Annotated in this window: 18 protein-coding genes; 3 read left to right on the top strand and 15 right to left on the bottom strand. The window is 57.3% G+C overall.

Annotated features, from left to right (window positions below; genetic code table 11):
• Positions 1–22: 22 nt before the first annotated feature.
• The 11 genes from KP626_RS00395 to asnB all read right to left on the bottom strand — a co-directional run bounded on the left by KP626_RS00395 (position 23) and on the right by asnB (position 13,575).
• Entirely contained in the window at positions 23–2,842 is a 2,820-nt protein-coding gene (locus KP626_RS00395) for an AAA family ATPase (protein ID WP_395977250.1), read from the bottom strand.
• On the bottom strand, positions 2,839–4,065 hold the full coding sequence (locus tag KP626_RS00390) for an exonuclease SbcCD subunit D (RefSeq protein ID WP_395977248.1): 1,227 nt from the start codon (positions 4,063–4,065) through the stop codon (positions 2,839–2,841). The genes KP626_RS00395 and KP626_RS00390 overlap by 4 nt, the downstream gene beginning before the upstream one ends.
• 73 nt (positions 4,066–4,138) lie before the next feature.
• The gene (locus tag KP626_RS00385; protein WP_395977246.1) at positions 4,139–5,491 is read right to left on the bottom strand and encodes an SH3 domain-containing protein; all 1,353 of its coding nucleotides are present in this window, start codon (positions 5,489–5,491) and stop codon (positions 4,139–4,141) included.
• 181 nt (positions 5,492–5,672) lie between these two features.
• Complete coding sequence (locus tag KP626_RS00380; protein WP_395977244.1) at positions 5,673–6,236, bottom strand: uracil-DNA glycosylase; 564 nt, start codon at positions 6,234–6,236, stop codon at positions 5,673–5,675.
• A 17-nt stretch (positions 6,237–6,253) separates the two neighbouring features.
• Complete coding sequence (locus tag KP626_RS00375; protein WP_395977242.1) at positions 6,254–7,108, bottom strand: bifunctional 5,10-methylenetetrahydrofolate dehydrogenase/5,10-methenyltetrahydrofolate cyclohydrolase; 855 nt, start codon at positions 7,106–7,108, stop codon at positions 6,254–6,256.
• Entirely contained in the window at positions 7,093–7,725 is a 633-nt protein-coding gene (locus tag KP626_RS00370; RefSeq protein ID WP_395977240.1) for a cyclodeaminase/cyclohydrolase family protein, read from the bottom strand. Before KP626_RS00370 ends, KP626_RS00375 begins: the two co-directional genes overlap by 16 nt.
• A 78-nt stretch (positions 7,726–7,803) precedes the next feature.
• Positions 7,804–8,928 (bottom strand): GNAT family N-acetyltransferase, encoded by a 1,125-nt coding sequence (locus tag KP626_RS00365; RefSeq protein WP_395977238.1) that lies wholly within the window; start codon positions 8,926–8,928, stop codon positions 7,804–7,806.
• 31 nt (positions 8,929–8,959) lie between these two features.
• Positions 8,960–10,405 (bottom strand): LCP family protein, encoded by a 1,446-nt coding sequence (locus tag KP626_RS00360; RefSeq protein WP_395977236.1) that lies wholly within the window; start codon positions 10,403–10,405, stop codon positions 8,960–8,962.
• Between the two features lie 88 nt (positions 10,406–10,493).
• Positions 10,494–10,874 carry a DUF4363 family protein gene (locus KP626_RS00355; RefSeq protein ID WP_395977234.1) on the bottom strand — a complete coding sequence of 127 codons (381 nt, stop codon included), beginning with the start codon at positions 10,872–10,874 and terminating at the stop codon, positions 10,494–10,496.
• The gene (locus tag KP626_RS00350; RefSeq protein ID WP_395977232.1) at positions 10,871–11,587 is read right to left on the bottom strand and encodes a DUF421 domain-containing protein; all 717 of its coding nucleotides are present in this window, start codon (positions 11,585–11,587) and stop codon (positions 10,871–10,873) included. Before KP626_RS00350 ends, KP626_RS00355 begins: the two co-directional genes overlap by 4 nt.
• Before the next feature lie 188 nt (positions 11,588–11,775).
• Positions 11,776–13,575, bottom strand: a complete 1,800-nt coding sequence (gene asnB, locus KP626_RS00345; RefSeq protein ID WP_395977230.1) for an asparagine synthase (glutamine-hydrolyzing) — start codon at positions 13,573–13,575, stop codon at positions 11,776–11,778.
• Between the two features lie 117 nt (positions 13,576–13,692).
• Here asnB and KP626_RS00340 point away from each other — a divergent pair, with 117 nt between their 5' ends.
• A complete protein-coding gene (locus tag KP626_RS00340; protein WP_395977228.1) occupies positions 13,693–14,181 on the top strand; it encodes a GNAT family N-acetyltransferase in 489 nt (162 codons plus the stop codon).
• Positions 14,182–14,261: 80 nt separating this feature from the next.
• Here the strand turns inward: KP626_RS00340 and KP626_RS00335 are convergent, their stop codons facing one another.
• The 3 genes from KP626_RS00335 to nagA (KP626_RS00325) all read right to left on the bottom strand — a co-directional run bounded on the left by KP626_RS00335 (position 14,262) and on the right by nagA (KP626_RS00325) (position 17,011).
• Positions 14,262–14,825 carry a hypothetical protein gene (locus tag KP626_RS00335; RefSeq protein WP_395977226.1) on the bottom strand — a complete coding sequence of 188 codons (564 nt, stop codon included), beginning with the start codon at positions 14,823–14,825 and terminating at the stop codon, positions 14,262–14,264.
• A 108-nt stretch (positions 14,826–14,933) separates the two neighbouring features.
• Positions 14,934–15,422 carry a hypothetical protein gene (locus tag KP626_RS00330; protein ID WP_395977224.1) on the bottom strand — a complete coding sequence of 163 codons (489 nt, stop codon included), beginning with the start codon at positions 15,420–15,422 and terminating at the stop codon, positions 14,934–14,936.
• 374 nt (positions 15,423–15,796) lie between these two features.
• Entirely contained in the window at positions 15,797–17,011 is a 1,215-nt protein-coding gene (nagA, locus tag KP626_RS00325) for an N-acetylglucosamine-6-phosphate deacetylase (protein WP_395977222.1), read from the bottom strand.
• 171 nt (positions 17,012–17,182) lie between these two features.
• On the opposite strand from nagA (KP626_RS00325), the gene KP626_RS00320 reads away from it, so the two are divergent.
• Entirely contained in the window at positions 17,183–18,397 is a 1,215-nt protein-coding gene (locus tag KP626_RS00320; protein ID WP_395977220.1) for an AI-2E family transporter, read from the top strand.
• 48 nt (positions 18,398–18,445) lie between these two features.
• Here the strand turns inward: KP626_RS00320 and KP626_RS00315 are convergent, their stop codons facing one another.
• Positions 18,446–19,504 (bottom strand): M14 family zinc carboxypeptidase, encoded by a 1,059-nt coding sequence (locus KP626_RS00315; RefSeq protein WP_395977218.1) that lies wholly within the window; start codon positions 19,502–19,504, stop codon positions 18,446–18,448.
• Between the two features lie 239 nt (positions 19,505–19,743).
• On the opposite strand from KP626_RS00315, the gene nagA (KP626_RS00310) reads away from it, so the two are divergent.
• Entirely contained in the window at positions 19,744–20,955 is a 1,212-nt protein-coding gene (gene nagA, locus KP626_RS00310; RefSeq protein WP_395977216.1) for an N-acetylglucosamine-6-phosphate deacetylase, read from the top strand.
• Positions 20,956–20,961: the final 6 nt, after the last annotated feature.

Here is a 20,961-nt window from a genome sequence, read left to right as displayed (position 1 = left end):
TCCTTGTATTTTACCACAAATCCTATTCCCGTACTATGGTACCCCCGGAAGTCTTTTCCAAATACACAACATTTTCAGTTATACTGTAAAATGCGTCGTCATGGCTAATGAGAAAAAGCTGGTCAAAACCCTCCACCGCCCGGGGGAGCATCTCCCCCAGCCGGCCCCGGCGTTGGGCGTCCAGATTGCTGGTAGGCTCATCAAAAAAAGCCAGGGACAGGCTGCTAAAGGTCTGGATCAACGCCAAGCGAACCGCCAAGGCGGCGGTCATTTTCTCCCCGCCGGACAACTGTCCAAACCTCCTCTGGCGGTACATCCCGCCCAAGGTATCCCCAATCAAAATGTCGAAGGACTCCTCCCATCTAAGCTGTCCCGATTCCCCCGATATGGAGCGGTAGAGTTCTCCCGCCCGAGCGGAGACCCGCTCCCGAATGGCCCGAGCCATGGGCCCGCCCGCCCGTTTCAGCACATCCCGAAGATCCCCCATCCACGAAAGCGCCCGTTCCTTCTCCTGCGCTTGGGTTTGGAGCATCCGGTACCGGCCGGCCCGCTCCTCCGCCTCTTGATACCGGGCCTGAGCGCCGTTGACCGCTTCCTGGGCCTGGCCCACAGCAAGAGCCGCCTCCTGAGCCATTTGCCGCAATTTCTGGGCGGATTCCCCCAGGGATCCCAGCTCCTCCAGCGCATGGACCAGACGCCCCCGGCGTTCTTCCAAGGCCGCCAGTTCCTCATCCGCCGCCTTCCGCTCCCGTTTCAGGGAATCCGCCGTCTGTGCCAGGCTTTGCTGGATTCGGTACTCCTCATACACTGGCCGGAGCGTCTGCATCCTCTGGGCACAGGCGTTTTGTTTCGCCATGACCTGGGCATAGGCCTCTTCCGCCAACTTCAGAGCCTCCTCCCGATACCCCTCCGTTTGAAGTTCCAACTCCAGCGCCCCAGCCTCCTCTAAAAGACGCTCCCCTTCCTCCTGCTTTTTCAGGCAATCGGCTAAACGGCTGTCCAGAGCGGAAAGCTCCTCCTTCAGCCGCTCATGCCGGGTTTCAGCATCCCGGAGGATCTGCCGTGCTCCATCCAGTTCTTCCCTAAGGCGGCGCTCTTCCTTTTCCCGTTCCTGGGCAATTTCCTGAGCCCATCCCTCAAACTCCGGCAAACCCTCCTCCGGTAGGACGTCCAGAAACCGTTCCAGGGCAACTTGCTCCTCCGGAGCCAAGGATTCCCGCAGTCCCAGCATCAATTCCTCCATGGCTTCCGTCAGCTCCATCGCCTGGGCTTCTCCTTGGGCGCATTGGGTGAGTTCCCGTTCCAGCGCCAAAAAGGCCTCGGTTAGGTTGGATTCCGCCAGCGCCTGGGATACATCCATACGTTCTTCCTGTAGGGCCGCCAGCTCCTCGGTCAATTCCGCGGTACGGGCTTCCAGAAAGGAGGGTTCCGTCCCCTCCCCCAGCGGGCATGGAACCCCCGCCACCGGGCAAGTGCCCGACGCCATCTGTGCCGCGCCCTGCTTCATGTAGGCGATCCGCTCCTGTAATTGTACAGAGGTTTCCCCCAGGATACGCTCCCGTTGGGCCAGCCGCTCCATCCGGCTCTGTTCTGAGCGGAGCGCCTCCCGCCGCGTCAGCAGCTCCGTTCGCTTTCCGGCCAGCGCCCGGGCGCGGCTGCGTTCCTCCAGCAGCTCCGCTCCCCGGCGACCGGCGTATCGGATGGCGCTCCCCCCAGCGGCCGCGTCCTCAGCGCGCCGGTGAGCCTCCGCTTCCTTCTCCGCTATATCCCGAGCGGTGGATACCTCCAAGGCCACTTCCTCTATGGAACAAGAACAGACCTCCTTTTCCTCCTCCAGCCGCTTGCGTTCCTTCTCTGCCTCCTCCAATAGCCATTTCCCCCGGCTTCGGCGCTCTCCAGCCCGGGCGGTGGCTTCCCCATGGCGTCGGGCCAACTCCTGTTGTTCCTTCCATTGGATGGTAAGGATCCGGCTTTCCTCCAGCAGCCGAGCCAGTTCCTCCTCCAAGGTACGATATTCCCTGTATTCCGTCTCCAGAGCGCCGGTTCGAATACCGGCGTCCTCCGCCCGCTCCACCCGTTCCTGCAGGCTCTTTCGACTTTCCTCAAGGTTTTGAATCCGCTCCGTCAGGGTTTCCAGCTCCCCTGCAATGGAAGCGCGCTGGGCTGCCCGCTCTCCCTGAGCCTGAGCCGCCGTTAGGGTTTCCCGAGCCGCCGCCAAACCCTGTTCATACTCCAAAAGACGCTCTTGGCTCTCCCGAAGGGACTCCATCGCCATCCGCAGATCCCGAACCCTTTCCTCAATCTGCCGCTCGGCAGGCAGCAGGGCGTCGCTGGCTCGGCGGTAGGATTCCACCCCCAGGATTCCGTTGAATTCCGCGATACGGCGCGCTGGGGTCATGAGAAAGGGGGTCAAAAACTCATTCTGACCGATGGCGATCATCTGAGAAAACAGCTCGTCCAGATCGATGCTAGGGGCAATCCCCATAGCCTCCCGCAGGAAGGGAAGCACATCGGCCCGGTTATGGAGATCCATCTGCTCCTCCCCAAAATATACCTCCCAGCGCTCACCGCCTCCGCTGGCCCGCATGGAGCGGTCCACCCGATATTCCCGTCCCCCCGCGGAAAACCACACCTGTACCAGGCAGCTTTTCTGACCGCTGTGGATGAATTCCTCCTTCTTCATGGGGGGCTGTACCCCAAACAAAGCGAACCCGATGGCTTCGATGATGGTGCTCTTCCCCGCCCCGTTCTCCCCGCAGATCAGGTTCACACCAGGGGCAAAGTCGATGACCCCCTCCCGATAGCTCTTGACGTTTTTCAGTGCCAGCCGCTGGATGATCACGCTTGCTCCCTCCTCTCCATGGCAAACCGCTCCACATCCTGGGCGATCTCGGCATAGGCGTTGCGATCCTCCAGAATCCGTTCCTTAAGCTGAAGGGTCATCTCCACCAGCCGTTCCTCCTCAAACCCCTTCTCCCGCCAAAGAGTGGACAGAACCTCCCGCTCCAATTCCTCCATGTCCATGGCAACGCTTCCCAGGGAATCCCGGTTCTGCAGCCGGATCTGGAGATCTAACATCTTGATCCCCAGCTCCCGGCCATAGGCCCGCACATCCAATAGATCCAAGTGAGCGGGATCAAAGGATACCTCTCCCCGTACCCGCAGGCATACCAGCGCTCCAGCTTCCTGAACCGTCTCCGCAAGGGCTCTTTTGATCGCGGTCTCTGCGCCGGGCACATCCATATAAGGGGTCAGCAGCGCTTCCCCCCGGACGGCAGTCCGGCGGCGGATGGGAATCAATTCCACCCGGAGGCCCTCTGGACCAACCTCTCCTAGGTAAACCCCCTTTTCCCCGCCAATGCCCTCTTCAAGGCGAACGCTTTCCGGGGCCCCAGGATTGTAAGCGATGTCCAGATGACGATAAGCGGTATGGATATGCCCCAAAGCGATATACTCCGCTTTTTCCCCCAGGGCTTCCACCACCTGTGAGGGAAGATAAGCGTTATCCATGGCCATTTGGCTGCCCACCGGGCAATGGAGCATAACGATGGTAAACCCATCATAAGAGGGGATCTCTTCCGTCAGCCGCTCCACCAATTCCCGGGTGCGGGTTCCGGCGTATGGGAGCCCTACAATGCGCGTTTTCCCGCAGTAGGCTACGTTTCCCCCCTCTTCATAGGACAGATAAAGGCGTTCCCCCTCCGGGCGGCGCAAAAGGTGGAGCAGCCCCTCCCGGTCCAAATAATCCATCCAGGATTCCCGGTCCACATAGAGGGCTTTGTCGTGGTTCCCCTCAATGGCATAGGCCGGGATCCCAGCCCGCCGCAGCAACCCCAGGCCCCGAGAGGCCTGTCCTAAAGCCTGAGGATTGATCTCCCGGCGATCAAACAAATCGCCGGCAATGAGCACAAAATCCACCTGCCGATCGACGGCAAGGGCAGCCACCTCCAAAAATGCGGTGGCAAAATCCTCCTCCCGTCCGTCTCCCCGGCCGGCGCCGATATGCAGATCGCCGCAGTGCAAAAAACGCATTCCCGTTCCCCCTTTGCTCCGATTATAGCCCATGGAATTCCACCTGGAAACCCCAGCAAACAAAAAACGGCCGGCAGCGGGTGCTGCCGGCCGTCATGCCTTGCTTCTACTTCCCAGCGTTAAAGGCTTCCTGAACGCAAGCCTGATGGGCCGGGTCAACCTTCTGCGGAATGCCTGGCTCCGCATGGGTCTCACTGTTTAAGAAATGGATGCAGATATGACCCGGGAAGTTGTTGTCGGAGATGGTGGAATCGGCGTGGGGCATGCCATTCATGGAAGCGGCATAGTAGTTGCCGTTATACACCACCCAAACGGGACGGCGGGCCCAGCTCCAACTTCCGCCGTATGCCTGCTTCAGCTTGGCGGTATCGGCGGCGGTCAGGGGTTCGGTATCCATATGGACGGTGCCGCCCTTGCGCTTGGCGTTAAAGGAGATGCCCGTCCGCACATCGATGACCTGCAGCCCGGTATATCCCCGAGGAATGGTCCGGTTGATGATGCTCCAATCCACCAGCTGCACCTTGCCCTTCACCTGGGTAGCGGGCACATTGCTGCTGCCGCCAGTGCTAGGCGTTTGAGTGGGCTTAGGCGTAGGAGTGGGAATCACTTTCTTGATGCCGTTGTCCGCGTACAACAGTTCCAGAGTTTTAGCGTCCGCCTCGCCGGAGGCGGTTACCTTGGCGTCGGTTTGGAATTCCTTCAGCGCCTTTACGGTCAGGTCCCCAAAGGTTCCGGTGGCCTCCCCCGTAAAGTAATTGCGGCTGGCCAGCTCCTTCTGCATCTTGACCACCGCCTCGCCGCTCATGCCGCTCTTAAGATAGCGCACCTCGGCCTCAGCGGTAAAGTCTCCCTCCAGTTTCAGGCTGGCGGCCTCCACATATCCCACTGCGTCCTTGTAGGACACCTTGTAACATCCGTTCTGATAGTCCATAACCCGCACGCCGTTGCCGGTGTAAAGCTTGCCCACTTCGGCAGCTTCGGCCTCAGCAGCCTGACGGATCACAGCGCCGTCCTTCATTACGGTGCCGTCATATCCTTCCTGGGTCAAAACAAAGAGCTGGTCTTCGGGAAGATAGCCTTCAATGATGCCATAGCTCACCTTGCACCAGCCGTCGGCCTGCTCCAGCACCTGGACGGTCTCATCCTGATGCATGGTAAAGACCGCCTCCGCCTCATCGCTGGCGCCGGATCGCACCTGGGCTTCCTCTTTGGCCCGCGCCTCGGTAACGGCGGGTTCGGAAGCGGGCTCCGGATTGTCCACCGGGATCACGTCGGAAGCGGCGGCGGGCTCGTCCGGAAACAGGAAGATATTCCCCAGGGCAATCTCCTCCGCCAAAACGGCGGGATCCTCCCCAGCGGCCGCATTCTGCTCCACGGCCCCAGCCCTATGAAGCGGCGTGACGAAGACCGCCATGGCCGCCACGGCGGCTCCCAATGTGCCCAGAATCCGTTTCTTCAAAACCTTCCTCCTATTTCCAAAAAAGGATTTTTCCTTAGCATTCGTTTTCTCGTCAATTCTATACCACAATCAAATCCCCGTCAAACGCCATCAAACGGAGCATTTAAGAGAAAATAGCCAAAAAACCATGGTTTTTTGGCTATTTAACATATTACAGAATTATTTCATACTATTCATATTCTTAAACATCTAGCCCCAGCTCTCGGATTTTCAGCTTCAACGATACCATATCGTCAAAGGAATCCGGCTTCTTCCGGGGATCCCGCAGCAGAGCGGCGGGATGGAAGGTGGCCATGATCCACCGCCCGTCCACCTGATGCCAGGTTCCCCGGTCCCGGGTAATCCTAAGGTTGGGCGAGAGAACATATCGGAGGGCGGTGGCCCCCAACAATAAAATCACCTTGGGATCGACGATCTCCAACTGCCGCTGTAGATAGGGCAGGCAGGCAGCAGCCTCCTCGTCCTTGGGCGTACGGTTCTTGGGCGGCCGGCACTTTACGATGTTGGTAACATACAGCTTATTCCGATCAATATCCACGGCGTCCAGCATATCCGTCAGAAGCCGGCCGGCAGCTCCCACAAAGGGAACGCCATTCTTATCCTCCTCCGCTCCCGGGCCTTCGCCGATGAGCATCAGGTCGGCGCCGATGCTGCCGGAACCGGCCACCGCCATATTTCGTTCCTCATGCAGAACGCAGTTCTTACAAAGCGCGATCTCCTTTACCAGTTCCTCATAGCGGTCCATGGATTTCCCCCTCTTCCCTATTCTGCTTTTGCGGTCTCGCAAGCACGGATCACATGCTCCACCAACAGCCAGCTGGTGACGCTCCCCACGCCGCCCGGCACAGGGGTGGTTCCTCCCGCCACCTCCTGGACGCTGTCAAATCGTGCGTCCCCGGTGAGCTTCCCATCCCCGTCCAGATGGATGCCCACGTCAACCACAATGGCGCCGGGCTTTACGAAGGTACGGTCCACCATACCGGGAACACCGGCGGCGCAAACCAATACATCGGCACGGCGGCACACTTCCGCCAGATTGGCGGTACGGCTATGGCAGATAGTAACGGTAGCGTTCCGGGACAAAAGCATCATGGATAGAGGCTTCCCCACCACCAAGCTCCGGCCGATGACCACCGCTTCCTTCCCCTCAAGGGAGATTCCGTAGTGATCGAGGATGCGCACCACAGCCTGAGGCGTGCAGGGCAAAAACCCGCTCTCATCGCCTCCCAGAACACGGTACAGGTTCCCGTCCCCCATGCAATCCACATCCTTTTGCGGCAAAAGACGCTCTTTAGCGGCATCTTCGTCCACCCCCCGCGGCAGGGGACGAAGCAGCAGCACGCCATGGACGCTGTCGTCTTCGTTCAACCGGTCCACGGCTGCCAACAGTCCCTGGGTGTCCGCACCCTCAGGCAGCGCCCGGCTGATAGCGCGAACCCCCGCTTGCTCACACTTCTTCATGGCGCTGGCCTCATAGGCAACATCATCGGGCCGCTCTCCCACCCGCAGGATGCAAAGGGTCGGGACGATTCCCCTTTCTCTTAAGGCCGCTGCCCGTCTGCCGCACTCCTCTCGGATATCCCGCGCCACCGGGGCTCCCTTTAATATCTGCGGCATAGGGCGCCCTCCACCTTAGCATACACCGGCCCCAGGATCTCCGCTACCTGATGGGAGGTTTCCTGGGTCTCCCGGATCAATCGCTGCGCCACGGTATCGTCCCTCAGCAGCTTGGCGTTAACCAATACGTTCAGCGCAGCAGCCTGCGCGCAGCTCTGGGTTAAAGTCGCCGCGCAACCCACATCGCTGATCATCAAGGGGGACACCATCCGTTCAATCCGTTCCAACGCGTCGGCGGTACGGCGGCAAAGCCGCAGCATCCCGAGAGGCGGCTGAACCGCATCCATCAGGGCGGCTTCCATGGCCAGCTCCCGGGCCTCCTTTTCCTCCTGCGTGCCGTTGGGCATAGCGTATACCCGGCTTAAGGGCAAAAACGCGGCGGCATCCTCCTCCACCAGGGACAAAAAGCCCTGGGACAGCTCCTCCAAAAGAGCCAGATCCCGCTCAAGATCCTCCCGCAGGTCGGCATACTTCTTTTTTCCTACGGTAAACTGGATGGCCATGGCGCCCAAAGCGGCGCCCATTCCGCCTGCCAAAGCAGCTGCGGCGCCGCCGCCGGGCACGGGTTCACAGGCCGCCAGCCCCTCCACAAATCCCTGTATGCTCTGCTCAATCAAAGCAATTCCTCCCCATAAAAAGCCGCGCCCAAACAAAAAGGCGCGGCCTCAGTCAATAAAATGATAGCGGTGGCCTTTCTAGTCAACCCGCTTGATCCAGCACCGCCGCCGGCGATGCTGCTCCGCGTCAAAATATTTCCATAGGGCCTGAACCTTTTCATTGGTTTCCAGCTCGGGACCGGTCTCGGCGTAGGTCATCCCGTCCTCGATGGCGGACTTCACCATCTGATTCATCAGCACTGCATTGAGGCCCTTGCCCTGGTATTTGGGATCCACCGCTACCAGCAAAAGATCCAGCTCGGTATTTTTCTGGCGGGTTGCCCGCAGGATGCGTGCCCATCCCAGGGGAAACAGCTTCCCCTTGCTCTTTTTAATGGCCTGCCCCATGCTGGGCACCACGATGCCGATGGCCATTACATTGCCCTCTTGGTCCAACACCCCCGAGATATACCGGGGATTGATCATGGTGATGAACTGATTATAGTACTTATTAATAAGGGCCGGGGTCAGCTCCACCATGCCGTAAAGCTCCCCATAGGCGTCGTTCAACAACCGGAAAACGGGCTTCATATAGGGCCGTATCTCTCGGATGCTCTTGGGTTGAAAGATGCTGAGGCCATAGCGCTCCAGCACCAACTTGCTGAGCCGGTCCACCTTGGGGTTCAGCGCGTCCGGCACCTTGACCCGGTACTCAATCCAATCCACATCCTTCCGGTAACCGTGAGCCGCCATATGGTCTTTGTAATACGGCGCGTTATAGATGGTGATGAAGTTGCTCATCCGGTCAAACCCCTCGATGAGCATCCCCTCCTTGTCCATATCGGTAAATCCGATGGGGCCATGGACTTCCTCCATGCCCAGCTCCCGGGCCCATTCCTCCACGGCGTCAAGGAGAGCGCCGGAAACCTCCATATCGTCCACAAAGTCGATACGGGAAAAGCGCAATCGCTTGGTATTCCACTTCTCGTTGGATTTTTTACTAAGGATGCCGGCAATGCGTCCCACCGGTCTGCCATCCTCATAGGCCATAAAGTACCTCGCTTCACAGAACTCAAAAGCAGGGTTCTTATCCTTGCGCAGGTTGTTGACCTCATCGGAGACCAAGTCCGGAATGTAATTGGGGTTCTCCCCGTATAGGCTCATGGGAAACTCGATAAACCGCTTCAGCTCCCGGTTGGTTTTGACCTCTTTGATTGTAATCATCACACAAATCCTTTACATAACAATGACGGACTCATTCCCCCTGGACCGTCTCAGGGGTAGCGGAGGGAGTGGGCGCCGTAGACGGCACAGGGGTTGGCTGAGCCGAGGGGGTAGGCGTGGGCTGGCCCGGCGTGGGACTGGGATCCGCCGATGGCGTGGTAGTGGGTCTTGGGGTGGGCGTAGCGGACGCCTTCCGGTTCTGGGCAGCGGTCTTCACCGCGCTGTGGATGGACCGCAGATCGGACAATGCAGACCGAATGTCGCTTTCAATCTCCCCGTCCACCGCGTTGGAACAGCTGGCAATGGCGCCGGAAAGGCTGCTTTTCTCCTCAGCGGTCATATATTCTCCCAAGCTGCTCATCGTGCTGTTGGCGCTTTCAATCTCCCCGTTGGCGCTGCTGATAAGGCTCAAAAGGGCCTGCTGGCTCTGCTGAAGCTCGCTCTTGATGTTGGATACATCCATGGACATATCCACCTTGATATCCACTCCAAAGATCTCCTTAACCATCTGCTTCCAGGCAGTCTGGTTGATGCCCCAGTAGCTGATGTTGGTGGAGCCGCTCTTCAGGTTTAAAAAGTCTCCCGGCACGGTATGGGTGGCCACGCCGTTCTCCATATCCAAATCCATGGCAAAGACGGCCAAAGCCGCCAGCTGCCGAATATCAAGGTTGGTATAGACATCGTTAACAAAAGTATTGTAGAGGGTGGTCACCTGGGTGAGCATATTGCTCTTTTTCAACTGTTTTACCACGTCCACAATGGCCCGCTGCTGGCGGCCCGCCCGGGCCACGTCGCTGCTGCCCTTCCTCTGCCGCACATAGGAGAGGAAGTGATAGCCGTCCAAATGCTGAACCCCCAGCTCGTGCTGGGTGCCGCAGTTGTTGTGGGCCTTATCAAAGGTACAGTGGACGTATTCCGCCTCCACATTGACGTCGGCGCCGCCGATGCCCTCCACCACAGTATAAAGGCCGTTCATATCCACAGCCACATAGTAATCGATGGGAATGCCCCCCGCCAGCTTCTGGACGGTAGCCATGGTGGACTGGAACCCGTTCCCCTTAAGTCCTCCGCCAAAGGGGAACGCGGCGTTGATCTTGTTTTTGCCACCGCTGGCCAGGACGACATAGCTGTCCCGGGGGATGCTGATGATATCCACCTTCTTGGTGTCAAAGTTGATGGTACACAGCATCACGGTATCGGTGCGGAACAGATCGTTGCTGTTGGCGCGGGTATTGTCGCTGTCGATGCCCAACAGCAGGATATTCACCCGGTTTTTCAGGAAATCCAGATCGGCCTGGCTCAAAAGGGTATCGTAGTCGCTGGGTTCGTCGACCGAAGGCGGCTTGGTATCCCCAAATAGGTTCTGCGGGTTATAGATATCCTTAAAGTAGATGGTTAGCCAGGTCAGCCCTACGATCAACACCAGGCAAAGCCCCGCCATAACCTTCTTCCAATGTCGTTTCCACCAACGTTTCACGCTAATAACCTCGTCTCATGAATCGTAAAAACATGATTTATTGTGACACAGAACCCATCAATTTTCAACCTTTTCTGTATCCAGAGGGCTATAAGATGTTCTTCCATTCCAAGCGATAGAGCCGCGGAATGCCCGTCAAATCGTTGAGCAGCGCCGCCAGCTCTCCATAGGCCAATCCAAATTCCTCGGCGGCGCAATAGGATTGAGCCAGCACAAAATGCTCCTCGATGGCCGCCAATGTGGCGTGGTCCATCATCATGGCCCAATGGTCGGTGGAATCCTTCCACATCCGATGGAACTCCGCCATGGCATCCTCGGCGCGGTCGCTCTCTTTTAGGGCAATGTTATCCAGCGCCTCCTGGCATTTGCCCGATAGGGATAGCACATGCTCGTCCACATGGTTTTGCCACAGGAGGGAGCCGCCCCAGAAAACAGCTAAAATCAAAAGGGATATGGCCATCTTCTTCATAGGGTACCCGTCCTTTTCAAATTGGCGGTGCACGCCTTCATGGTCTTGTTCTGCTGAACAAAAAGCTTGTCCTCCAGATCCAGCATAGCCACATAGACATCGGAAATCCCCTGAAAGCCAAGTCGCTTCAGGTTCCGCTCCAGCGTCGCCTCCGAAAGGTTTAGAACGGCCAAGTTCTGCTTATCGGCCTTTCCCTCGTAGATGACGGTATAGGTCATGGTGGTCTCCTGGGCCTTTACCCCCGCCTCCTGGCTGGTGGCGGGCCGGTTCGCCGCTTTGGGGATCACGCTGATGGTGCCGTTGGTCTCGATGATACAGTACATGATCTGGCTGATATCCATATTGCCCGTGTTCCGCAGGTTTTCCATCAGATCGCTCATGTTGATGTTGAGCTTGCGGAGCTCCTTCTGGTTGAGCACCCCATTCTCGATCAAAATGCTGGGAGAACCGCAGATGATGCGCCGCATCACCTTGCTTTTCTGGCAGAGGACGTCGAAGAGATTATGGATCACCAGCAGGGTGATCAAGGGAATCACGCCTTCGATGAGCGGGATGCCCATGTTTTCCATGGGCCCCGCCACCAAATCGGCCACCATGATGGTGATAACCAGTTCAAAGGGCTGCATCTGGCTGATCTGCCGTTTCCCCATCATGCGCATAAACACCACCACCGTAATGTATAGGATGGCGGAGCGCACCAATACAACCAGCATAGGGATTCCTCCTTTTTCTCAAGGCTTCTCCCTAGAGTATGCCCGAATACCCCTTGAAAACATGCGCCGGATACCGTCCCCTCCTCAAGGGCGCCATGGGCATGGCGGCAGACCTCCCCGCCGCGCGGCGGCAGCCACGTGCCGTCGGCGGCTTCGCCTACAAAGAGGATTAAAGCCAATCGACATCCCTAAATCCGAATCCGCACGTCATACTCCCGCAGCCATCCGTTGAGCTGCACCATATAGGCCATGAGCTGGGGACCCGCCATCAGCTGGCCAAACCAGGGCCGCGCCACGGTTCCCTCGGCCAGATCCATCAGGGCCTGCCGCTCCACCAATTCGTAGATGGGGGCGTCTCCATCCTCCAGCACCTGGCCGAGCATGGCCCGCATTCGCTCCTCATACCGAGGATGGTAAGTCTTGGGATAGGGGCTCTTCTTTCGGGCAAAGATGGCCTCGGGGAGGTATTCCCGCATGGCATCCCGCAAAAGGCCCTTTTCCCGTCCGTCTTTAAACTTCATCTCCCAGGGGATGGAGAACACGTATTCCACCAGCGCAGGATCCGCAAAAGGCATCCGCACCATAAGCCCGGCGTGAGAACTCATTCGCTCGGTACGTTCCACCAGGTTGGAGCCAAAGTAGGAGAGGTTCAGGTTGAAAAGCTTCCAAAGCTCCTTGGCGTCCTGATCCCCCGGAAACTCCGGCAGCGCGGCCATATAGGCGTCGTAGCGGGCCTTTACATGGCCGGGCAGATCCAGGCGGATACCTTTTTTCAAAAAGGACTCCCGGTAGTCCATGTCCCGGCTCCAGGGGAAGTATCCGGTATTTCTGAGCTCCTCCCGATAGAACCAAGGATACCCTCCAAAGACCTCGTCGGCACATTCCCCGCTGAAGACCGCATGGGTTCGCCCGGCGATCTCCCGGCAGAAGAGGTACAGCGACGCGTCGATGTCCGCCATACCGGGCAAATCGCGGAATCCCATGGCCGGAAGGATGGCCTCGCTGAGAGCGTCGATGGAGATGACGCAGTCCTCATGAAGGGTTTTCTTTTCCAGAACCATCAGCTCCGCATAACTGCTGTCCCGCTCGGGCTGAAAGAGATTGCTCTTAAAATGGCGCTCATTCTCCTCAAAGTCCACCGAGAAGGTGTGGACCCGTCCCCCGGTTTTCTCCAGTTCCCGGGCCAGCACCCCCGTCACGATGCTGGAATCCAGACCGCCAGATAACATGCTGGCATTGGCCCCATCGGCGTTCTGGCTAAGGATGGCGTCCCGTACCAGTTCCCGAACGGCGGCCACGGTATCCTCATAGTTTTCCCCATGGACCCTGGGCATGATCCGCCAATAGCACTCCGTCCTGCACTCCCGTCCATCGTAGACAAGATAGTGGCCGGGAAGCAGCTCCTCCAGATCCCGAAACACCCCATACCCAGGTGTCCGGGCGGGCAGGATGGCCATGAGCTCCGCTACGCCCTCCCCATCCACCACGGTACTGACCCCAGGATACTGAAACAGCGCTTTGATCTGAGAAGCAAAGGCAAGCTGCCCCCCATACCGGTAGAAGAACAGAGGCTGAACTCCCATCTGATCCCGGGCCAAATACAGCTTGGTGCCGTCGGTGATGGCAAAGGAGAATACGCCGCGAAGCCTTGTAACAAACCGTTCCCCCCACTGGATATAGCTATGTAAGACGATCTCAGGAGCGGACTTTAGGATCAGCCGGTGTCCTTGGCCTCCCAGCTCCCGGATGAGCTCCTGTTCGTTGTAAATTTCCCCGCTGAAGACCACCGCCAGCTGCCGCCCATGGATGGACTTTACCAGGGGCTGGATCTCATCTCCTCCGCAGCGGACGCTGCCCAGGGCCACCGACTCCCCCCGAAACTCTCCCAGGCCATGGACGCCCCTTTGGCGGAGGGCCTTTAGCATCTGAAGAAGGATATCCTCTTTACGGCCGGCGTCCCAGCACAAGAATCCCGCGATTGCACTCATGGTATCACTCCCTTTATAGACTCCATATCAGAGTACGCAAAGGGCTGTCGATGGGTGCGTGGCCGCCTGGTCTTTTCTCCCCGAGCATGCTATTATAGCCAAAGGAGGCGTCCGTCCATGATCCGTGTTCAGCCCATGGACCGGGAACGGGCTCAGGAGATCGCCCGTTGGACCTATCCCGGTATCTATGCTCAATACAGCTTTCAAAACAGCCCCGAGACCATCGCCCATCTGTTGAACGGCGCTTATTTTGCCGTGGTGGACGATCAGCAGCCCTGTCCCGTGGGACTGTACTGCTACGGCCCTTCCGCCCAAATTCCTACCCTCTTGCCCAATGTCTATCCCCCTACAGCGGTGGACATCGGCCTGGGGCTCCATCCCAGCCTCTGCGGCCGTGGAGCAGGAGAATCCTTCCTGCGGGTGGGGCTGGATTTCGGAAGACGTCTCTACGGCCCCCTTCCCTTTCGGCTTTCGGTGGCCGCTTTTAACCAGCGCGCCATAACGGTATACAGCCGGGCAGGGTTCCAAACCTCCCGCGTCATTCCCAACGCCCGAACCGGACTTCCTTATCACATCATGGAGCGTCCCCCTCTTGCGGATCCATAAACAAAGCCCGGCCAATGGCCGGGCTTTTCTTTCTATTCTTTGGCGCCGCCGTTCTCCAGCTATTCCGCGGCCAGATGCGGCTAGTCCTTGGAATTGCCATCCTCCATGGAGGCCAGCGTCCTGCGGACCTTTTCAGCCTGCGGGCCATCCATTCCCTCGCAGTAGCGGCGGATGCGCTGAACCAGGGCCGGGGAATTGGCATTGTCCATGGGCACAAAGATAAAGTCCCCTCCAAAGACCAGAGCGCAATACTGCTTGCCGCTCTTTTTCGTGGGAGCCTTTCCCTGCATCTGGCGCAGCTCATTCATCATGGCGGGATCCCAAACCGCGGTCAATTCGGAAAAGGGCAGCTCCTTTTCAGCCATGTTCCACTTCCGGGCAATGAGCCGGTCCCCATAGACCTGAATCCGCCAGTTGAGGTAATTCATGCTGACGTTACACAGCATGATGACGGAAAACAGCACCAGGGTGGATACCACAAAAAGGGTAAGGCCATAAAGGGGCATGTAGCCCAAAAGAATCATGGCATAGCAAAGCATGGAAAAGGCGGTGAGCAACAGGGCGGTGATCCGTACCTGAAGGGGATATTTGATCTCTACGCAGTCCTCTGCGGTCCGATTCCGGTTTACAAACAATCCAGCCATGATCCTCCTTGGGGCCTTATGCCCTGATTTGCATTCATTATAATATGATTCCCGGTCCTTGCCTAGGCGCATTCCGGTAATTTCATGCTTTCTTTATACCCAGTTTCCCTATGCGGATACCTGTATCTCCTTCAAAATCCGCAGCAGGCTGATGGGCACCACATTGTCCTTGTGCTTGAAGTACCGTTCCATGGAGCTTAAAATGGCCTCAGCATTGGTAAGATGCAGTGGGATGGTCAGCCGCCGGTGCCCAAACTGAATGTGATACTTCTGCCCACGGCGTTTTTTGATCTGGGTCACATTATAAAAATAAAACGTATGGGCGGGACGCAGGGTACGTTTTTCCACGATGCGATCCCGGTATACATATAGCACACGCCTGTTGGTGGCGTTCAGCAAAAGCACCACGGCCATGGCCGCCGAGATGGACACCAAAAGATAGGCCTTGGGCAAAAGAGTCCGCACCACCGGGCCCAGCACCAGGCCGTAGAGCAGCATCAGCCCAAATCCCAAAAGCATGCGCTTGGTGGTGTTGTTCTGCCGCCCACCGGGGGTTACGATGATGGGATTTCCCTCCGGAACAAACCGTTTTTTCATACCGCGCCTCCTCCTGCCCGGGGGGCATAGGTTCCCTTGCCCTTCTGGGCAGAACCAAAACCTCCGTCCCCAGGGGACTTTATTTTTCGTCCGCGGCGAGGAACTCCCCCTAATGGCGCACCAGCCTAGAAATGGCTTCCATGGCCGCGGATGCATCCTTAGTATTAACGGGCAGCGGTCCGGTTATCCCTCTCCTTTTCCATTTTGCCCAAGGGAGTTTCTCCCATGAAAGGATGCCGTCTCCTTCATGAGATCACTTCCGCGATTTTTTTGAAACACAACTTAGGATGCCGTTTTTCCATGCTTTCCATGCCATAATTGGCGGATCTAAAAAACGGCCCGCAGCTTTTGCTGCGGGCCGTTTTTTCCCTCTTTTAATAGGCTTCCACCAGATACTTCTTCGCTTCGGGATTCATCAAATCCTCCTTGTGGTTCACGTCGTACTCCAAGGAGCCCTCCACATAGGTAGCAATGGATTCATAGTTGTCATCGATAACGGCCAAATCGGCGTCCTTTCCCTCTAAAATGGAACCCTTCGTGGCCTCCAGGCCCAGAACCCGGGCGGGGACCAGAGCGCTCATAACGATAACATCCTCCATGGGCAGGCCCAGCTTCTCCACCAGATTGCCAATGCCAAACAGCACATACTTGCTGCTGCCAGAGATGGTGCCGTTCTCCAGATGGACCAGGCCGGATTTCTCAATGAACACATACCGGCCGTCGGCATAGCGGTACTTCCCGGCGGGATTGCCGGACATCAGGCCGGAGTCGGATACCAGCAGCACGTTCTCCTTGCCCTTCATCCTGAGAATAATCTGGATCATCTCGGGGCAAACATGGTAGAAATCCGGGATCAGCTCGCAGCGAACCCGATGATCCAGCAGCACGGCGCCCAGCACGGATACCTCCCGCTGATGGATGGGCCGCATGGCGTTGCTAGTGTGGATGCCGATGGACCCCCCCCGGTCAATGGCCTCCACGGTCTGGGCATAGGTGGCGTCGCTGTGGGCCACTCCCACAATGACTCCCTTCTCCACCAGGTAATCGATGATCTCCAGATTTCCAGCAAGCTCCGGCGCCAAGGTCATGTATTTTAGAGCGCCCTTGCTGGACTCGTAATAGGCTTTGCAGGTGTCAAGATCGGGCGCGGTCATGCCCTCGTCGCCAAATCCGCCCCGCCGATCGGGGTTAATAAAGGGGCCTTCCATGTGGAGTCCCAGCATCTTAGCCCCGGGATGATACTCCTTCATATACTCGTGGGCCATGGCGTTGTTCTCCAAAACGCCCTCCCATTTGCCGTTGGTGCTCAAAAAGCCGGTAACGCCCACGCTCGCCAAGCCCTTGGCGCAGTTGGTAATCTCCTGGGGATCCACGGTCTCAGCGGTCCAGCCCATGAACCCATGGTTGTGCACATCGATGATGCCGGGAATGATCCGGCTATCACCGTAATCCACCACTTCCCCATCGAAATTCTGGGGGATCTGGTTCTTGGGCATCACCCGGACGATGGTCTTGCCATCCACCAGAATGGCGCCGTCCACCAAGCCCCGATGGCTGTAAATGCGGCTGGATTTGATGAGTTTCTTCATGTCATAGCCCCTTTCCGTAACCAAATTAAAAGATAAGTTTAGTATACCATATCCTGCCATAAAAGACACGCGTATTTCCGAAAGCCCTTGGGCTCCGCCTTGCTGGGCTGGCTGGAATATGGTAAAGTATGAAATACTCTCCCCATATGATGGGGATTCTCTGGGGGCGTCATGGATCAGAACAACAAATGGCGGGATATCGTCAAATATTCGCTGCTCATCGGCACCCTGTTGATCCTCCTGGTGTTTCTGCTTCTAAGGTGGGATCTATGGCGGGCGGCCATCGGCAAATTCCTGACGGTGTTAAAGCCGGTTTTCATCGGCGTGGCCATCGCTTTTTTGTTAAACCGTCCCATGAATCGAATGGAGCGTCTGCTGGGTCGAAACCGCTTTCTGGGGGATCGGCATAAAAACATCCGGCGCGGGCTGTCCATCACCCTGGTCTATTTGCTGGTGTTCCTGTCCCTGGTACTGCTGGTATACTACGTCGTCCCCGATGTGGCCGCCAACGTAGCTACCGTCATGGAGGAGCTTCCCCGCTATGTGGAGGACTTCAAGGCTATGCTAACCAACCTTCTGGAGCGGTTCCATGTATCCAGCCAGGAAATCGCCGGCATCTCCCTAAGCTGGGAAAGCATCCTGCAAGCGGTCATGTCCTCCCTGGGGACGGCGGCAAACTCCATCATCGGGGTGGGAATCATGGTCACCACCTTTACCTTCGATTTCTTCCTGGGCGTGGTGATCTCCATCTACCTGCTGTTCAGCAAGGAGATGTTCATTCGCCAGTTCCGCAAGCTGGTATTCTGCCTGCTGCCCACGGGCCTTTGGCGGGATGCCACCCAAACCCTCCGGGAATCCAACCGGGTCTTTACCGCCTATATCAGCGTCAAAATCCTCACCAGCATCGGCCTAGGCTTTGCCCAGTATATCGCCTTCCTGGTCTTCCAATTCCCCTATGCCCTGCTGTTCGCCGTGATTATGACCGTCACCAACATCATCCCCTATTTTGGCCCCGTCATCGGTACGGTACTGTGCGGTCTTTTACTGCTCACCGTAAATCCCAGCCTGATCATCACGCTGGTCATCATCTCGGTGGTCGCCCAGCAGTTGGAGAGCAACCTTATCACCCCCCGGATCATGGGCACCAAGGTAGGTCTCCCCGCCTTCTGGATCCTGGTGGTAATCCTTTTGGGCGGCGGCATGTTCGGGCTTTTAGGGATGATCCTCAGCGTACCGGTAGGGGCCATCCTCTACAACCTCTGTTCAGTGCTCATCAATCAGCGGATTAAAACCAAATCCCAGCGGGAAGCTGCCCGCTCCGGCCATACCCCCGACGATCCCATCGTCCCGCCGAGAACAGCAACGAACGACGATTTAACCGACTAAACGCACCATCCACTCGTACAAAACAAAAAAGCGCCTTCGGCGCTTTTTCTATTTCGCGATCCAAGCCATGGCCCATAGGATCACCCGCTTGTTCTCCTCATATACCTCCAAAAACGCCTGAATGGGGATGGGACAGGGCTCGGGACTCCGCATTTCGATGGTAAACCCCGGGTTCCCATAGGTGGATAAATACCAGTCCTTGAGCCCCCCGTTGCTCTCCCTGGACCGCTCCTCGCTGACCAAGTCATACCCGGTGATCCGAGACAGCTCCCGAGCCAGGCGCTCATCCCGGACCAGCCGTTCCCCCTTTTGATAGTACCACCAGTACACTTCCGCCCCCGCCCCATGATAACTTAGGGTGATTCCCATGGGGCGGTCCGCCAGATAATCCTGAACCGCCCGGCTTTCAGCCTCCGAGAAAGGAGCTGTTCCCTTATACCCCATGGGTCCCGGAGCCGGTTTTCCTTCAATGAACTCCCACCGAGCGTCAAAGTTGCATCCAAGGTCCACTCCCCGCCCATTGGCCTTCCATCGAGAAAAATTCTGGGATCCCCCGTTCATGGCCGCCAGTTCCTCTCGAAACGCCTCAGGAGCCGAAAACACCCCCTGCTGGGAAAGCATCACGCCGTCGGGATTCAGCATCGGAACGATATATACCCCGCAGTTTTCCAAAAGAGCGGATATCTCCCAGCCCCGGAACCTCCCATCCTTTTCATTTTGCAGAATGAATTCCACCTGGCTGAGGATCACCTGAGCCCCCATATATTCCCGGCCATGGATTCCTCCATCCACCCAAATCCGGTTGGGAGAATCGGGGTTCCCCAAAGTTAGCATCATGATATCCCGTCCAAAGGCCGTCGTCCCGATGCTCTCCACTCGAACCAGCTCCGGCCAGCGCTTCTGCAACTCCTCCATATCGGCTTTACACCGTTCATAGGAGTATTCCTGTGTCCGGCCAATCACGCTGATATAGCTTTCCTTCAACCGGTCCAGCTCAAAAAGCCGTTCCAGCCAACGCTGCGGAACGCCTCTCGCAGCCGCCACAAAACAAACCGCAAGGATCGCAGCCAGCCCGCCTAAATAGATGCGCCGTTTCCTCTGCCCCATGGCCCGCCTCCTCTGTTTTTTATTTTATCATAGTAGGAAGCGCTTCCATTCCAAACCCTTCCTTTTTTCCCTTGAGCCCATGAAAGAAGTATAGTAGTATGGAATGGAACGCATGCCCATTTGGTCAGATCATCTGACCCCGCCTGTTGATGGCTGGGATAGATTCTCCCAAGCCTGGGCATCCTAATAGGAATCCATTCGACCACACGGCCGCAGGGCCAGAAAGGGAGATAGATACCATGAAAAAACTCATTAAATCCAGTCGCATCTATGGGGAAGGCGGGCTGATGGACGGCGCCATCCTGGTAGAGGGCGGCAAGATCGCATCCCTTTTCCAGCGGGACGCCATTCCGGACGTGGACGCCCAGGTGTTTGACTATGGCGACAGTCGTATCATCCCCGGCATCATCGACCTCCACGTCCACGGCTTCAAAGGCTGGGCCGCCAAGACCTTGGATAAGGAAGAGGTCAAAAACATGGCCCGTGCCCTGCCCAGTGTAGGGGTAACGGCCTTTCAGCCCACCAACAGCGCTTGGGATTATCAAGTGGAGAATAACGCCGCCATCGCCGACGCCATGGAAGAAGGCTATGAAGGCGCCCGGATGCTGGGTATCCACATGGAGGGGCCTTTCTATAACGTGAAACGCCATGGCGGTACCGCAGCCAAGGATGTGAAACCCTGTTCTCTGGAGCTGATGAAACAATTCTGGGATGCGGGCCGGGGCCACGTCACCTACATGACCATCGCCTGCGAGGTACCGGGAGCCGATGAGGTCATCGATTTCTGCCTGGAGCGTGGGATGATCCTTGGCATGGGCCACAGCGACGCAACCTACGCCGAGGCTATGCACGCCTTCAACAAAGGCGTAAAGGTGGGCATCCATAGTTTCAACGCCATGCGTCCCATCCACCAGCGGGAGGTATCCCTCTACGGCGCTGTGCTGTTGGATAACCGGGTATACAACGAGTTGATCCCGGATTTTTACCATGTCTGTCCTGAGATGATCCAGATCCTTCTGCGGATGAAGCCCACCCACAAGATTCTCCTCATGAGCGACTCCGATGCCATGAGCGCCATGCGGCCCGGAAAGTACAACATCAAAGGCGTCATCAATATCTCCGAAAAAAACGGCCTGATGCATCTGGAGGATGGCACCATCAACAGCTCTAGCAAATATGTGCTGTATGGCATCGGCAACCTGGTGGAAAAACTGGGCGTCTCCATGGAGGACGCCATCCAGATGGCCAGCCGTACTCCGGCGGAGCTGATGGGGATCCAGCGGCACAAGGGCTCTATCTTGCCCACCAAGGATGCTGACCTCGCAGTGATTGATGATGAATACGAATCCATCGCCACCTTCGTAGAGGGCGAGCTGGCCTATGACAAGGCCACCAGCCCCGACCTCACCAATCCTAAAATGTACGATCTGCTCATCGAAGCCTTCGATTGAGTTCAT

Origin of the sequence: Christensenella sp. MSJ-20 (assembly GCF_044357945.1) — a bacterium.
GTDB lineage: Bacteria > Bacillota > Clostridia > Christensenellales > QAND01 > QAND01.
This window is presented reverse-complemented; position numbering and strand designations above follow the sequence as displayed.